The sequence below is a fragment of the Modestobacter italicus genome, assembly GCF_019799965.1.
GTDB classification, from domain to species: domain Bacteria; phylum Actinomycetota; class Actinomycetes; order Mycobacteriales; family Geodermatophilaceae; genus Modestobacter; species Modestobacter italicus_A.
Map to the genome: position 1 here is coordinate 508557 of NZ_JABGCJ010000003.1, position 14220 is coordinate 522776.

16 protein-coding genes are annotated in these 14220 nt (G+C 73.9%); 5 read left to right on the forward strand and 11 right to left on the reverse strand.

The features are described from left to right. Positions 1 to 28: 28 nt before the first annotated feature. The 6 genes from glmS to HLA93_RS09995 all read right to left on the reverse strand — a co-directional run bounded on the left by glmS (position 29) and on the right by HLA93_RS09995 (position 5982). A complete protein-coding gene (gene glmS / locus HLA93_RS09970) occupies positions 29 to 1891 on the reverse strand; it encodes a glutamine--fructose-6-phosphate transaminase (isomerizing) (protein ID WP_222194213.1) in 1863 nt (620 codons plus the stop codon). Between the two features lie 150 nt (positions 1892 to 2041). Continuing rightward, complete coding sequence (gene glmM / locus HLA93_RS09975; RefSeq protein ID WP_222194214.1) at positions 2042 to 3385, reverse strand: phosphoglucosamine mutase; 1344 nt, start codon at positions 3383 to 3385, stop codon at positions 2042 to 2044. 11 nt (positions 3386 to 3396) lie between these two features. Next, positions 3397 to 3816: a 30S ribosomal protein S9 gene (gene rpsI, locus HLA93_RS09980; protein WP_368858260.1), complete on the reverse strand. Its 420-nt coding sequence runs from the start codon at positions 3814 to 3816 to the stop codon at positions 3397 to 3399. Beyond that, on the reverse strand, positions 3813 to 4256 hold the full coding sequence (gene rplM / locus HLA93_RS09985; RefSeq protein ID WP_222194215.1) for a 50S ribosomal protein L13: 444 nt from the start codon (positions 4254 to 4256) through the stop codon (positions 3813 to 3815). The genes rpsI and rplM overlap by 4 nt, the downstream gene beginning before the upstream one ends. Positions 4257 to 4451: 195 nt before the next feature. Then, positions 4452 to 4937 (reverse strand): beta-class carbonic anhydrase, encoded by a 486-nt coding sequence (locus HLA93_RS09990; RefSeq protein WP_222194216.1) that lies wholly within the window; start codon positions 4935 to 4937, stop codon positions 4452 to 4454. Between the two features lie 52 nt (positions 4938 to 4989). Further along, positions 4990 to 5982 (reverse strand): PfkB family carbohydrate kinase, encoded by a 993-nt coding sequence (locus HLA93_RS09995; protein WP_439957977.1) that lies wholly within the window; start codon positions 5980 to 5982, stop codon positions 4990 to 4992. 116 nt (positions 5983 to 6098) lie between these two features. On the opposite strand from HLA93_RS09995, the gene moeA reads away from it, so the two are divergent. The 3 genes from moeA to HLA93_RS10010 are packed head-to-tail and all read left to right on the forward strand — an operon-like array spanning position 6099 to position 8268. Further along, positions 6099 to 7304 (forward strand): molybdopterin molybdotransferase MoeA, encoded by a 1206-nt coding sequence (moeA, locus tag HLA93_RS10000; RefSeq protein WP_222194217.1) that lies wholly within the window; start codon positions 6099 to 6101, stop codon positions 7302 to 7304. Then, on the forward strand, positions 7301 to 7774 hold the full coding sequence (moaC, locus tag HLA93_RS10005; protein WP_222194218.1) for a cyclic pyranopterin monophosphate synthase MoaC: 474 nt from the start codon (positions 7301 to 7303) through the stop codon (positions 7772 to 7774). The genes moeA and moaC overlap by 4 nt, the downstream gene beginning before the upstream one ends. Beyond that, the gene (locus tag HLA93_RS10010) at positions 7771 to 8268 is read left to right on the forward strand and encodes a MogA/MoaB family molybdenum cofactor biosynthesis protein (RefSeq protein WP_222194219.1); all 498 of its coding nucleotides are present in this window, start codon (positions 7771 to 7773) and stop codon (positions 8266 to 8268) included. The genes moaC and HLA93_RS10010 overlap by 4 nt, the downstream gene beginning before the upstream one ends. 191 nt (positions 8269 to 8459) lie before the next feature. Here the strand turns inward: HLA93_RS10010 and fdhD are convergent, their stop codons facing one another. Further along, positions 8460 to 9290 (reverse strand): formate dehydrogenase accessory sulfurtransferase FdhD, encoded by an 831-nt coding sequence (gene fdhD, locus HLA93_RS10015; protein ID WP_222194220.1) that lies wholly within the window; start codon positions 9288 to 9290, stop codon positions 8460 to 8462. A gap of 42 nt (positions 9291 to 9332) precedes the next feature. Here fdhD and mobA point away from each other — a divergent pair, with 42 nt between their 5' ends. Both mobA and HLA93_RS10025 read left to right on the forward strand, forming a co-directional pair. Further along, entirely contained in the window at positions 9333 to 9920 is a 588-nt protein-coding gene (mobA, locus tag HLA93_RS10020) for a molybdenum cofactor guanylyltransferase (RefSeq protein ID WP_222194221.1), read from the forward strand. Between the two features lie 43 nt (positions 9921 to 9963). Continuing rightward, positions 9964 to 10629 (forward strand): NAD(P)H-binding protein, encoded by a 666-nt coding sequence (locus HLA93_RS10025; RefSeq protein WP_222194222.1) that lies wholly within the window; start codon positions 9964 to 9966, stop codon positions 10627 to 10629. A gap of 7 nt (positions 10630 to 10636) precedes the next feature. Here HLA93_RS10025 and truA read toward each other — a convergent pair whose 3' ends face one another. The 4 genes from truA to rpsD form a co-directional block, all read right to left on the reverse strand. Further along, positions 10637 to 11521 (reverse strand): tRNA pseudouridine(38-40) synthase TruA, encoded by an 885-nt coding sequence (gene truA, locus HLA93_RS10030; RefSeq protein WP_222194223.1) that lies wholly within the window; start codon positions 11519 to 11521, stop codon positions 10637 to 10639. Between the two features lie 27 nt (positions 11522 to 11548). Beyond that, complete coding sequence (gene rplQ, locus HLA93_RS21790; RefSeq protein WP_222194224.1) at positions 11549 to 12271, reverse strand: 50S ribosomal protein L17; 723 nt, start codon at positions 12269 to 12271, stop codon at positions 11549 to 11551. A 128-nt stretch (positions 12272 to 12399) separates the two neighbouring features. Next, positions 12400 to 13467 carry a DNA-directed RNA polymerase subunit alpha gene (locus HLA93_RS10040; protein ID WP_222194225.1) on the reverse strand — a complete coding sequence of 356 codons (1068 nt, stop codon included), beginning with the start codon at positions 13465 to 13467 and terminating at the stop codon, positions 12400 to 12402. A 118-nt stretch (positions 13468 to 13585) separates the two neighbouring features. Then, positions 13586 to 14212 (reverse strand): 30S ribosomal protein S4, encoded by a 627-nt coding sequence (gene rpsD / locus HLA93_RS10045; RefSeq protein ID WP_222194226.1) that lies wholly within the window; start codon positions 14210 to 14212, stop codon positions 13586 to 13588. Positions 14213 to 14220: the final 8 nt, after the last annotated feature.

Here is a 14220-nt window from a genome sequence, read left to right on the forward strand (position 1 = left end):
GCCTGTGCAGAGCCGAGGAGCCGGGCGGTCACTCGACGGTGACGGACTTGGCCAGGTTGCGCGGCTGGTCGACGTCCAGGCCGCGGGTGCTGGCGATCTCGCAGGCCAGCACCTGCAGCGGCACGGTGGTGACCACCGGGGCGAGCAGGGTCGGCGTGCGCGGCACCCGGATCACGTGGTCGGCGTAGGGCAGCACGTCGTCGTCGCCGTCCTCGGCGATCACGATGGTGCGGGCGCCCCGGGCGCGGACCTCCTGGATGTTGGAGACGACCTTGCCGTGCACCGACTCCCGGCTGCGCGGCGACGGGACGACCACGACCACCGGGGTGCCCTGGTCGATCAGCGCGATCGAGCCGTGCTTGAGCTCGCCGGCGGCGAAGCCCTCGGCGTGGATGTAGGCCAGCTCCTTTAGCTTGAGCGCGCCCTCCAGGGCCACCGGGTAGCCGACGTGCCGGCCGAGGAACAGCAGGGTGTTCTCCGTGGCCAGCGAGCGGGCGAGCTCCCGCACCGGCTCCATGTCGGCGAGCACCCGGCTGACGGCCTCGGGCAGGCCGCGCAGGTCCTCGACGATGGCGGCGACCTCGTCGGCGTACTTGACGCCGCGCACCTGGGCGAGGAAGAGGCCGACCAGGTAGCAGGCCACGACCTGGGTGAGGAAGCCCTTCGTCGACGCGACGGCGACCTCCGGCCCGGCGTGGGTGTAGAGGACCGCGTCGGACTCCCGCGGGATCGTCGATCCGTTGGCGTTGCAGATGGCCAGCACCCGGGCCTTCTGGTCCTTGGCGTGCCGCAGCGCCATCAGGGTGTCCATCGTCTCGCCGGACTGGCTGATGACGACGACCAGCGTCGAGCGGTCCAGCACCGGGTCCCGGTAGCGGAACTCGCTGGCCAGCTCCACCTCGACCGGGATGCGGGTCCAGTGCTCGATGGCGTACTTCGCGATCAGCCCGGCGTGGTAGGCGGTGCCGCAGGCCACCACGAAGACCTTGTCGATGTCCCGCAGGTCCTGGTCGGAGAGCCGCACCTCGTCCAGCACCAGCTCACCGGCCTCGCCGAGGCGGCCGAGCAGGGTGTCGGCCACCGCCTGCGGCTGCTCGGCGATCTCCTTGAGCATGAACCAGTCGTAGCCGCCCTTCTCGGCGGCCGCGGCGTCCCAGTCGACGGTGTAGGCGGTCGGCTCGACCGCGGCGCCGTCGAAGTCGGTCACCGTCACCCCGCGGGTGCGGTGCAGCTCGACGACCTGGTCCTGGCCCAGCTCGAGGGCGTTGCGGGTGTGCGCGATGAACGCGGCGACGTCCGAGCCCAGGAAGTACTCGCCCTCACCGACACCGACGACCAGGGGGCTGTTGCGGCGCGAGGCCACCACGGTGTCCGGCTCCGCGGCATGGGTGGCCACCAGGGTGAAGGCGCCCTCCAGCCGGCGGCTGACCGTGCGCATCGCCTCGGCGAGCCGGCCGGGCCCCTCGGCGGTCTCGGCGTAGACGGCGGCGAGCAGGTGCGCCACCACCTCGGTGTCGGTCTCGGAGGCGAACTCGACGCCGGTCGCCTCGCACTCGGCACGCAGCGGGGCGAAGTTCTCGATGATCCCGTTGTGGATCACCGCGACCGACCCGTCGGCCGAGACGTGCGGGTGGGCGTTCCGGTCGGTAGGGCCACCGTGCGTCGCCCACCGGGTGTGGCCGATGCCGATGGTGGAGGCCGGCAGCCCCGCCTCGGCCAGCTCCTTCTCCAGGTTGGCCAGCTTGCCGGCCTTCTTCGCGGTGGACAGCCGACCATCGGCCAGAACCGCCACACCTGCCGAGTCATACCCTCGGTACTCGAGCCGGCGCAGACCCTCCAGGACGACGTCCAGTGAGTCCTTCGGGCCGACGTACCCCACGATTCCGCACATTCACCCGAGGGTACCGGCTGTCCAGTACCGACCCGTCACATCCGGGAGGACATGCACCATCGCCACCCACCGGCCCCAGCTGACCCACCCGCCACCACTCAGCGGCTGGGTCAGGTGGCAGCGGGCAGAGCACGCCGAGGGGACCCGACGTCAGCTGGTGGCGGCGACGACCTCGGCCAGTCGCGCAGCGACCTCGTCGGCCTGCTCCTGGGTGGGCGCCTCCACCATGACGCGGACCAGCTGCTCGGTGCCCGAGGGCCGGAGCAGCACCCGGCCGGCGTCGCCCAGCTCCTCCTCGACCTGGTTGACCGCTCGGGCCACCTCGTCGCTCTCGGCGACCGCGAGCCGGTCGGTCACCGGCACGTTGACCAGCGTCTGCGGCAGCCGCTGCACCACGGAGGCGAGCTCGGCCAGCGAGGCGCCGGTGGCGCTCATCCGGGAGAGCAGGGCCAGGCCGGTGAGCAGGCCGTCGCCGGTGGTGGCCCAGTCCAGGAAGACCAGGTGCCCGCTCTGCTCACCACCGAGGGACAGCCCGCGCGAGCGGAGGGCCTCCAGCACGTACCGGTCGCCGACCGCGGTGGTGTGCACCGTGATCCCGGCCGCGCGCATGGTGTGGTGGAAGCCGAGGTTGCTCATCACGGTGGCGACCACCGTGTCGTTCGTCAGGCTGCCGCTCTCGTGCAGCGCGAGGGCACAGATGGCCAGGATGGCGTCGCCGTCGACGACGTCACCCTCCGCGGTGACCGCGAGGCAGCGGTCGGCGTCGCCGTCGTGGGCGATGCCGATGTCCGCGCCGTGCGCCGCGACGGCCTCGATCAGCGGGCCCAGGTGGGTCGAGCCGATGCCGTCGTTGATGTTCCAGCCGTCGGGCTCGCCACCGATGACGTGCACCTGGGCGCCGGCCCGGCGGTAGACCTCGGGCGCGGCGCGGGCGGCGGCGCCGTGCGCGCAGTCGACGACGACGCGCAGGCCGCGCAGCGGCTCGCGCAGTGCCGACAGCACGTGCGCGGTGTAGTCCTCGGCGGCGCCGGCCAGGTCGCGGACCCGGCCGATCCCCCCGCCGGTGGGCCGGTGGTCGGCCTCGTCCTGGCCGGCGACCCGGCGTTCGATCGCGGCCTCGACGGCGTCGGGCAGCTTGTGGCCCCCGCGGCTGAACAACTTGATGCCGTTGTCGGGCATCGGGTTGTGGCTGGCCGAGATCATCACGCCGAGGTCGGCGTCGGTGCGGCCGGTGAGGTGGGCGATCGCCGGCGTGGGCAGCACACCCACGCGCAGCACCTCGGCCCCGGCGCTGGCCAGGCCGGCGACCACGGCCGCTTCGAGCATCTCCCCGCTGGCGCGAGGGTCGCGGCCGACGACCGCGACGGGACGCGAGGTCCCGTCGCGGTCGGCGAGCACGCTGGCGGCGGCACGCGCCACCGAGAGGGCCAACTCCGGCGTGAGGTCGGCGTTGGCCCGACCCCGGACGCCGTCGGTCCCGAACAGGCGACCCACAGACGTACCGGTCAGCGCTTGGAGTACTGAGGGGCCTTGCGGGCCTTCTTGAGGCCGTACTTCTTGCGCTCGGTGACGCGGGGGTCACGAGTGAGGAAGCCGGCCTTCTTCAGCGCCGGACGGTCGTCCGGCTCGATCTCGATGAGGGCGCGGGCGATGGCCAGGCGGAGCGCACCGGCCTGGCCGCTGACGCCACCACCGTTGAGGATGCCGACGACGTCGTACTGCTCGGCCTTCTCCAGGATCACCAGCGGCTCACGGATGAGCTGCTGGTGCACCTTGTTGGGGAAGTACTCCTCGATGGTGCGGCCGTTCAGCTTGAACTGGCCGGTGCCGGGGAGCAGACGCACGCGGACGACGGCCTCCTTGCGGCGGCCGACGGTCTGGATGGGACGCCCGTCGGCGTCGGTCACGGTCAGTGCGCTGGTCACTGGGCCACCTGCTTGATCTCGTAGGTCTGGGGCTGCTGGGCGGCGTGGGGGTGCTCGGGCCCGGCGTAGACCTTGAGCTTGGAGAGCATCTGCCGGCCCAGCGAGTTGTGCGGCAGCATCCCCTTGACGGCGCGCTCGATCACGCGGTCGGGACGGGTCTTCAGCTCGTCACCGACGTTGATCGCCCGCAGGCCGCCCGGGTAGCCGGAGTGCCGGTAGGCGACCTTGGTGTCGCGCTTGGAGCCGGTGAGGGCCACCTTGCCCGCGTTGACGATGACGACGAAGTCGCCGGCGTCGACGTGCGGCGCGAACTGGGGCTTGTGCTTGCCGCGGAGGAGGATCGCGGTCTGGCTGGCGAGTCGACCGAGCACCACGTCGGTGGCGTCGATGACGTGCCAGGCCCGGGTGATGTCACCGGGCTTGGGGCTGTACGTGCGCACGAGGCTCACTTGTCCTGTCGTCGTCGGGCGGGTGGCTGGTGGGATCGCCTCACCGAACACGGGAGACGCGGACTGACCCGACGGGTCGGGGTCCCGGACGCGCGCGCACCAGCCGGCGGCGCGCACCAGCGGATGACGATACCAGCCACACCAGCCCGGCCTCCCGCCGTCTGCCCGGCAGGACGGCGACGGTGGTCAGCTGACCTCGCGCAGCCTCCCGGTGGCCACGTCGTAGACGGTCCCGCGGACCTCGGTGCTGAGCAGGTAGGGCGTCGCGCGGATCAGCGCCATCGACTCGCGCACGTCGGCGTCCACGTCGGTGAAGGTGCGGGCGGCCCACGGCGGCCGGTGCCCGGTGCGCTGCTCGACCAGGTCGGCGACCTGGTCGTCGGTGGCCTTGTTCAGGCCGCAGTCGGTGTGGTGCACCAGCACGACCGCGCGGGTGCCCAGCACGTGCTGGGAGATGGTCAGCGAGCGCAGGGTGTCCTCGGTGACGACGCCGCCGGCGTTGCGGATGACGTGCGCGTCGCCGACGGCCAGGCCGAGCATGCCGAACAGCGGCATCCGGGAGTCCATGCAGGCGACGACGGCGACCTTGCGCGCCGGGGCCACCGGGAGGTCTCCGGGGAACTCCCCGAGCCAGGCCTCGTTGGCCGCCAGCATCCGGTCGATCTCGGTCACCAGGTCCTCCGCCCGTCGTGCGCTGATCGCCGAACACCGTAACCGGGCCCGGCTACACCCGGGACCGGCCCTCCTCCGCGAGCCGGGCGACCTCGGCCGGGGACAGCCGCGGCCGGCCGCCCAGGCGGGACACCGTCAGCGCCGCCGCGGCACCGGCCTCCCAGGCCGCCGTCCGGGGGTCGGCGCCGCGCAGCAGGGCGACGGTCAGGGCGGCGACGACGCTGTCGCCGGCCCCGGTCGGGTCGACCGGGTCCTGCCCCAGCAAGGGCACCAGCTGTTCCCGCACCTGGCCGCCGGGCTCCCGCCAGACGGTCAGGTCGCCCTCCTCGCCGGCGGCGAGGCTGACGACCCGGGGGCCGGCGGCGCACAGCTCGCGGGCCGCGGCCCGCACGTCGCGGAGCCCGTCCAGCTCACCACCCACCCACATCGCCGCCTCGGCCTCGTCGGCGCGGAGCACGTGCACCGACGCCAGCAGCGCGTCCCGGGTCTCCTCGTCCGGCGGGGCCCCGTCGGCCACGGTCAGCGCGCCGCGCGGCGCCCGCTGCAGCGCGGCACGCACCGCGTCGCCGGGCTGCTGGAGCTGCAGCAGCACCGCCCGGGCCCGGCGGAGCAACGGATCGGCCGCCGCGACGTCCGCCGGGGTGAGCAGGGTCGGGCCGGGGACGTCCTCCAGCAGCCGGCGGACGCCACCGGGTTCCACCAGGTCGACCAGCAGGGCCGTCGCCGCGTCCGGCCGGCGGACGACCCCGGACACCCACAGGCCGTCGCTGACCGCCTGGGCCAGCACCAGATCGCCGGCCGGGTCGTCCCCGAGGACGCCGACCAGCGCCACCGGACAGCCCAGCTGGACCGTGGCCAGCCCCTGGTTGGCGCCCTTGCCGCCGAGCACCTCGCGCCGGCGGCGCACCGCCGTGGACCGCCCGCCGCGCGGCAGCCGGTCGATGTTCAGGACGAGGTCCCGGCCCACCTGACCGACGACGACGGCGGGTCCCTCCAGGGCGGTCAGCGGTCCTCTCCACTCCGTCGGCGGCGTCCCGGCCGCGATCCGATGATCATCACTCGGACAGCCTGCCCGGTCACGCTGCGTGGTGCGAGTACCGGTGGCGCACCACCGGTCCCCGCACCGTCCCGGCGCCGGGGCCCATCGGTGAGGATGGGCGGGTGCGCACCGTCGAGGAACACCAGGCAGTGGTCGCCGGGCTGCTCGCCCCGCTGCCGGTCGAGGACGTCCCGGTCGCGGGGGCAGCAGGGCGGGTGCTGGCCCGGGACCTGACGGCGCGGGTCGCGCTGCCGGGCTTCACCAACTCCGCGATGGACGGCTACGCCGCCCGCCACGCCGACGTGGGGTCCGCCCGGGAGGACGCCCCCCTCCGGCTGCCGGTCGCCGCCGACCTGCCGGCCGGCCGCAGCGACGTCCCCCCGCTGGAGCCGGGCACCGTGCACCGGATCATGACCGGCGCCCCGGTGCCCGCCGGCGCCGACGTGGTCGTCCCGGTCGAGCGCACCGACGCCGGCACGGACGTCGTCACGATCAGCTCCTCCCCCGCCGCCGGCAGCCACCTGCGCCACGCCGGGGAGGACATCCGGGCCGGCGAGCTGGCCATGCCGGCCGGGACCGCACTGGGCGCCGCCCAGCTGGGCCTGGCCGCCGCGGTCGGGTACGCCACCGTCCCGGTCCGCCGGCGGCCCCGGGTGCTGGTGCTCTCCACCGGCAGCGAGCTGGTCGAGCCGGGCCGGCCGCTGCGGATGGGGCAGATCTACGAGTCCAACTCGGTGCTGCTGGCCGCCGCGGTGGCCGATGCCGGGGGCGAGGCCCGCACGCTGCACTTCGTGCCCGACGACGTCGAGCAGTTCCTCACCGCCGTCCGCGCCGAGCTGCCGGACGCCGACCTGCTGGTGACCAGCGGCGGGGTCAGCGCCGGGGCCTACGAGGTGGTGAAGGACGCCTTCGCCGGGCTGGGCACCGTCGAGTTCGGCAAGGTCGCCATGCAGCCGGGCGGGCCGCAGGGCGCCGGCACCGTGGACGGAGTCCCCGTGGTGACCCTGCCCGGCAACCCGGTCAGCTCCTTCGTCTCCTTCGAGGTGTTCGTCCGGCCCGCGCTGCGCCGCGCGCTCGGCCACGGCTCCCCCGACCGGCTGCGCACGACCGCCCGGCTGACCACCCCGCTCCGCTCCCCCGCCGGCCGCCGGCAGTTCCTCCGCGGCCGGTTCGACGGCGAGGTCGTCAGCCAGGTCGGCGGGCCCGGTTCCCACCTGGTCGCCCACCTCGCGCGGGCGAACTGCCTGGTCGTCGTCCCCGAGGACGTCACCGAACTGCCCGCCGGCGCGCAGGTCGCCGTCGTCCTGATCGAAGGAGCCCTCCAGTGAGCGAACCGCGCCTGACCCACGTCGACGAGACCGGCGCAGCCCGGATGGTCGACGTGACCGCCAAGCCGGTCACCCCCCGGGTCGCGACGGCCGCCGGCCGCGTCCTGGTCAGCCCGGAGGTGGTCGCGCTGCTGCGCGGCACCGGGGTGCCCAAGGGCGACGCGATCGCGGTGGCCCGGATCGCCGGCATCGCCGGGGCCAAGCGGACGCCGGACCTGGTGCCGCTGTGCCATCCCATCGCGCTGCACGGGGTCACCGTCGACCTGGAGGTGACCGACGAGGCCGTGGAGATCACCGCGACCGCCCGCACCGCCGACCGCACCGGGGTGGAGATGGAGGCGCTGACCTCCGTGGCCGTGGCCGGGCTGACCGTCATCGACATGGTGAAGGCCGTCGACCCGCGTGCGTCGGTCACCGACGTGCGGCTGCTCGCCAAGTCCGGCGGCAAGAACGGCGACTGGGTCCGGTGACCGCCGAGCTGCCCGCCGGCGCCCGGGCCGTGGTGCTCACCGCCTCCAACCGGGCCTCCGCCGGGGTCTACGAGGACCGTTCGGGGCAGCTGCTGGCCCAGGGGCTGCAGGAGCTGGGCTTCGCCGTCGAGGGCCCACACGTCCGCCCGGACGACGTCGGGGCCCTCACCGAGGTCCTCCGGGCCGCCGTGGCCGGCGGGGCCGACGTCGTCCTCACCACCGGGGGCACCGGCCTCTCGCCCACCGACGTCACTCCGGAGGCGACCCGCGCGGTGCTCGAGCGCGAGGCACCCGGCATCGCCGAGGCGGTGCGCCGCTTCGGTGCCGACCACGTGCCGACGTCGGTGCTGTCCCGCGGCCTCGCCGGCACCGCCGGGCGCACGCTCATCGTGAACCTGCCCGGCTCCACCGGTGGCGTCCGGGACGGCCTCGCCGTCCTCGGCCCGCTCCTGCCGCACGTCGTCAGCCAGCTCCGCGGCGGCGACCATTCCTGACGTCGCGCTGCCGCGCTCCCCCGTGGCCAGGTGCCGTCCCGGCTCTCGCTGAGCCGTTCCCCGGGCCCGCAGCGGGAGCCTCCGGCCCCACGCTGCGCTCCCGGACCGTCCTGGCGGACGGGAGGTCCGTACCCGTGCCCGACTCAGCCCGTGGCCGATTCAACGGGTGGCCGACTCCCGTCGGGGCCGGATCAGGTGGGCAGGACGAGCCGCTCGGGGTGGGTGTAGACGTTGCAGCCGTCGCCGCGGAGGAAGCCGATCAGGGTGATGCCGACCTCCTGGGCCAGCTCCACGGCCAGCGAGCTGGGGGCGGAGACGGCCGCCAGCACCGGCACCGCGGCCATCGCCGCCTTCTGGGTCAGCTCGAACGACGACCGGCCGCTCACCATCAGCACGTGCCCGGCCAGCGGCACCCGGCCCTCCCGGACCGCGTCCCCGACCACCTTGTCCACCGCGTTGTGCCGCCCCACGTCCTCCCGCAGGGCCACCAGCTCGCCGTCGGTGCGGAACAGCCCAGCCGCGTGCAGCCCACCGGTCTTGTCGAACACCTCCTGCGCGGCCCGCAGCCGGTCCGGGAGCGCCAGCAGCGTCTCCAGCGTCAGCCGGGTGCCGTCCGCGGCGACGTCGTAGGCGGTCTTGGTGCGGATGGCGTCGATGCTGGCCTTGCCGCACACCCCGCAGGAGCTGGTCGTGTAGAAGTTCCGGTCCAGCGCGGTGTCCGGTGCCTCCACGCCGGGGGCAAGGTCGACGTCGACCACGTTGTAGGTGTTGCGGCCCTCGTCGTCGACGGAGTTGCAGTAGCGCAGCCCCGCGATGTCCGCGGCCGAGGCGATCACGCCCTCGGTGGTGAGGAACCCGTGCACGAGGTCGAAGTCGTCGCCCGGGGTGCGCATGGTGACCGCGAGCGGCGTCCCGTTCAGCCGGATCTCCAGCGGCTCCTCCGAGGCGACGGTGTCCGGCCGCCGGGTGTGCAGGGGCCCACGGATGCGCAGCACCGGGGTGCGGCTGGTGACTCGTCCCACCCCGCAGACGGTACTCACGGCCCGCGCCCTACCGTTCGCCCCATGACCGCGCTGCCGCCCTTCGCCGCCGTCGTCCTGGCCGGCGGTCGCGCCGCCCGGCTGGGTGGGCAGGCCAAGCCCCAGCTGGACGTCGGCGGGCGGTCGATGCTGGCCACGGTCGTGGCCGCGGTCGCCGATGCGTCCCCGGTCGTCGTGGTGGGCCCGCCGCAGCCGGTCCCGGACGGCGTCGTGCTGGTCCGCGAGGAGCCCCCGGGTGGCGGACCGGTGCCGGCGCTCGCGGCCGGCCTCGCCGCCGTGGGGGACGCCGAGGTCGTCGCCGTCCTCGCCGCCGACCTCCCCTTCCTCACCCCGGCCCTGGTGCAGGCGCTGCGCGAGCGGCTGACCGGTGACGGGGTGCTGGTGGTCGACGAGACCGGCCGGGACCAGCTGCTGCTCGGCGTCTGGCGCACAGCGGCGCTGCGGGCCGTCACCGGTTCGGCTCGCGCGCACGCCCCACTGCGCGGGCTGCTGGCCCCGCTCTCCGTGCAGCGGTACCGGCCCGAGTCGCTGCCCGGGGCACCGGCGCCGTGGACCGACTGCGACACCCCGGCCGAGCTGGCCCGCGCTCGCGCCGCCGCACTGCGCCCCTGATCACGATCGGAGTGCCTGCCGCCCGCGCGGGTAGGGCCCGGACATGCGCGTCGTCATCGCAGGAGCCCACGGGCAGATCGCCCGCCGCCTCGGCCGGATGCTGAGCGACCGGGGGGACACGGTGCTCGGCATCGTCCGCAACCCCGACCACCGACCCGACCTGGAGTCCGACGGCGTCCAGCCGGTGGTCCTGGACCTGGAGCAGGCGTCGGTCGAGGACGTCACCGCCGTCGTCAGCGGGGCGGACGCGGTCGTCTTCGCCGCCGGCGGCGGCCCGAACAGCGGCGCCGCCCGCAAGGACAGCGTCGACCGGGGCGCCGCCGTGCTGCTGGCCGACGCCGCCGTCGCCGCCGGGGTGCGCCCCTACCTGCTGGTGTCCTCGATCGGGGTCGAGCTGGTCGCCGACGGGGCGACCCCCGAGGGGGTGGACGAGGTCTTCGTCGCCTACCTGCGAGCGAAGCTGGCCGCCGAGCAGCACGTGCTGTCCCTGGAGGGCCTGGCTCCGGTGGTGCTGCGTCCCGGGAGCCTCACCGATGGGCCCGGCACCGGCCGGGTGCGACTGGAACGCACGACCGACCGCGGCGAGGTGCCCCGGGACGACGTCGCCGCGGTGCTGCTCGCCCTGCTCGACGACCCGAAGGACGGCGCGGTGGTGGAGCTGCTCGGCGGCGACACCCCCGTCGCCGAGGCCGTCGCCGCCCTGCGCTGACGCCCGGTTACCCGCCGGCGGCCTCCGCCGGGTCGGCCCGGTGCGGCTCGGGCCGCTTGGCCCGGGTGACCACCGCCCGGGCGGCGAGCTCGTCGTCGTCCGGGTAGTCGACCCGGACCAGCGTGAGACCGCCGGCGGGTGCCACCGGCACGTCGTTGGCCCGTTCCGTCCGGGTCAGCAGGGAGGCCGGCCAGCCCGCCGGGCGACGGCCCTCCCCCACGGCGATCAGCGCGCCCACCAGGCTGCGCACCATCGAGTGGCAGAACGCGTCGGCTGAGGCCCGGATCTCGATCAGGTCGCCGTCCCGGCTCACGTCGAGGTCCAGCAGGGTGCGGATGGTGGTCGCGCCCTCGCGTCGTCTGCAGAAGGCGGCGAAGTCCTGCTGCCCCAGGAGCAACGAGGCGGCGACCCGCATGTCGGAGACCCGCAGGGAGCGGGGCCAGGCGGCGGTGTCCGCCCGGCGCAGCGGGGGCGGACCTGAGTCGGCGTCGGTCAGCCGGTAGACGTAGTGCCGGGCCAGCGCCGCAAAGCGGGCGTCGAAGTCCGGACTGACCACCCGGGCGCCGGTGACCGCCACGTCCGGGGGCAGCACCCCGCGCAGCCGCCGCAGCAGCTTGCCGTGGTGCCGGGCGAACAGCTCCGCCGGCAGGTCGGTGTGGGCGACCTGGCCGGTGGCGTGCACGCCGGCGTCCGTGCGGCCGGCGACCGTCAGGTCGACGTCGTGCCGGAGCACGGTCGCCAGACCGAGCTCCAGTTCACCCTGGACGGTGCGCTGGCCGGGCTGGCGCGCCCAGCCGTGCAATGCAGTGCCGTCGTACGAGATGTCGAGCCGGACGCGGACGAGCCCGCCACCGGTTCCGGTGGCGGGCTCGTCGACGTGCTGCTGCTCCATGGAGCGGACCGTCAGCAGACGGTCAGGTCACTTCGGGTCGGTGGCCGGCTCGCCACCGGGTGCCTGGACGCCGGCGGTCGCAGCATCGCCGAGCTCGGCGGCCTCGACCTCGGCGGCGGCCGCGTTGGCCACGTCCGGGGACAGCTCCGGGTCATCGACCACGGCGGCGTTCTCGCGGGTGGGCTCAGGGGTGACGTCGCCGTCGTCCTGCCGCTCACCGTCGGGGTTGTAGACGTCGGTGACGACCTGCTCGGCCTCGGCCGCCGGGTCACCGCTGCCGGACTCGACCGCGTCCGCGGTCACCTCACCGGCGGCCGCGGACGAACCGGCGCCGGAGGCGAACTGGGTACCGCGGGCGCGCTCGGCCTCGCCGACGGCCTGCTGCGCCACCGTCTGGCCCTCGACCAGCTCGATGATCGCCATCGGTGCGTTGTCGCCCTTGCGCGGACCGACCTTGACGATGCGCGTGTAGCCACCGGGGCGGTCGGCGAAGCGCGGGCCGATCTCGGCGAACAGGTGGTGGACGACGTCCTTGTCACGGATGGTCGTCATGACCTGGCGACGAGCGTGCAGGTCCCCGCGCTTGGCGAAGGTGACCAGCTTCTCGGCCAGCGGACGGAGCCGCTTGGCCTTGGTCTCGGTGGTGGTGATCCGCCCGTGCTCGAACAGCGAGGTGGCCAGGTTGGCCAGCATCAGCCGCTCGTGCGCGGGGGACCCGCCGAGACGGGGGCCCTTTGTGGGGGTGGGCATGTCGGTCCTTCCTCAGGCCGCCGGGGGGTCCCTGCGAGCCGCGCGTTCACTGATGGGTGGTGCTCCGGTGCCGGCGGTGCCGGACCCGGCGGGACCCTGCCGCCCCGGGAGGCGGCAGGGTCCGTCTGTCAGAGCTGCTCGGTCTCCTGGAAGCTGCCCTCGTCGTACTGGGCCGGGTCGCCGTAAGCGGCGTCGCCCTGGTACGCGTCGGTCTCGTAGCCTTCGTCGTAGCTCTCCACCGAGGTCGGGATGAACCCGGGCGGGCTGTCCTTGAGGGCCAGACCCATCGCGGCGAGCTTGAGCTTGACCTCGTCGATCGACTTCGCACCGAAGTTGCGGATGTCGAGCAGGTCGGCCTCCGAGCGGGTCACGAGCTCACCGACGGTGTGCACGCCCTCGCGCTTGAGGCAGTTGTAGGACCGGACCGTGAGGTCCATGTCCTCGATCGGCATGGAGAAGTTCGCGATGTCGGCGGCCTCGGCCGGGCTGGGCCCGACCTCGATGCCCTCGGCGTCGACGTTCAGCTCGCGCAGCAGGCCGAAGAGCTCGACCAGGGTCGAACCGGCGCTGGCGATCGCGTCCCGGGGCTCCATCGACGGCTTGGTCTCGACGTCGACCACGAGGCGGTCGAAGTCGGTGCGCTGCTCGACGCGGGTCGCCTCGACGGCGTAGGTCACCTTCAGCACCGGCGAGTAGATCGAGTCGACGGGGATGCGACCGATCTCCTGGCCGGGCTGCTTGTTCTGCGTGGCCGGCACGTAGCCGCGACCGCGCTCGACGACCAGCTCGATCTCGAGCCGGCCCTTCGCGTTGAGGGTCGCGATGTGCAGCTCGGGGTTGTGCACCTCGACACCGGCCGGCGGAGCGATGTCCGCGGCGGTGACCTCACCCGGGCCCTGCTTGCGCAGGTACATGGTCACCGGCTCGTCCGAGTCGGAGCTGACCACGAGGCCCTTGAGGTTCAGGATGATCTCGGTGACGTCCTCCTTGACGCCCGGCACGGTGGTGAACTCGTGCAGGGTGCCCTCGATGCGGATGCTGGTGACAGCAGCGCCGGGGATCGAGGACAGCAGGGTGCGACGCAGTGAGTTGCCGAGGGTGTAACCGAAGCCCGGCTCCAGCGGCTCGATGACGAACCGCGAGCGCTGGGCGTCGATGGTCTCCTCGGTGAGGGTCGGACGCTGTGCGATGAGCATGGTTCTCCTCCAGGTCCTCCGGCACCCGCCATATGACGCCGTGAGGGGTGGTGCCGGCGGGACGGGCATCCGTCCGCCCGTCCCGCCGTCCTGCTGGTCGTGCTGCCTTACCGGCCGATCACTTCGAGTAGAGCTCGACGATCAGCTGTTCCTGCACCGGGGTGTCGATCACCTGGCGCGCCGGGATGCTGTGGACCAGCACCTTCAGCTGCGAGGAGATGACCTCCAGCCACGGCGGGACCGGACGGGAGCCGGCCTTCGCCTGGGCGACCTGGAACGGCACCATCTCGGCGGACTTCGCAGCCACCTCGAGGATGTCGTTCGCGGTCACCCGGTAGGACGGGATGTCGACCTTGCGGCCGTTGACCTTGATGTGGCCGTGGCGCACCAGCTGGCGGGCCATGTCACGGGACTCGGCGAAGCCGGCCCGGTAGACCACGTTGTCCAGGCGCGACTCGAGGATCTGCAGCAGGACCTCACCGGTCTTGCCCGACTTCTTGTTGGCCTCTTCGTAGTAGCCGCGGAACTGCTTCTCCAGCACGCCGTAGATGCGGCGGGCCTTCTGCTTCTCACGCAGCTGCAGCAGGTACTCGCTGTCCTTGGTGCGACCGCGACCGTGCTCGCCCGGCGGGTACGGCCGGATCTCGATCGGGCACTTCGCGGACTCGCACTTGCTGCCCTTGAGGAACAGCTTCATCTTCTCGCGCCGGCACAGGCGGCAATCGGCTCCGGTGTAACGGGCCACGTCTATCT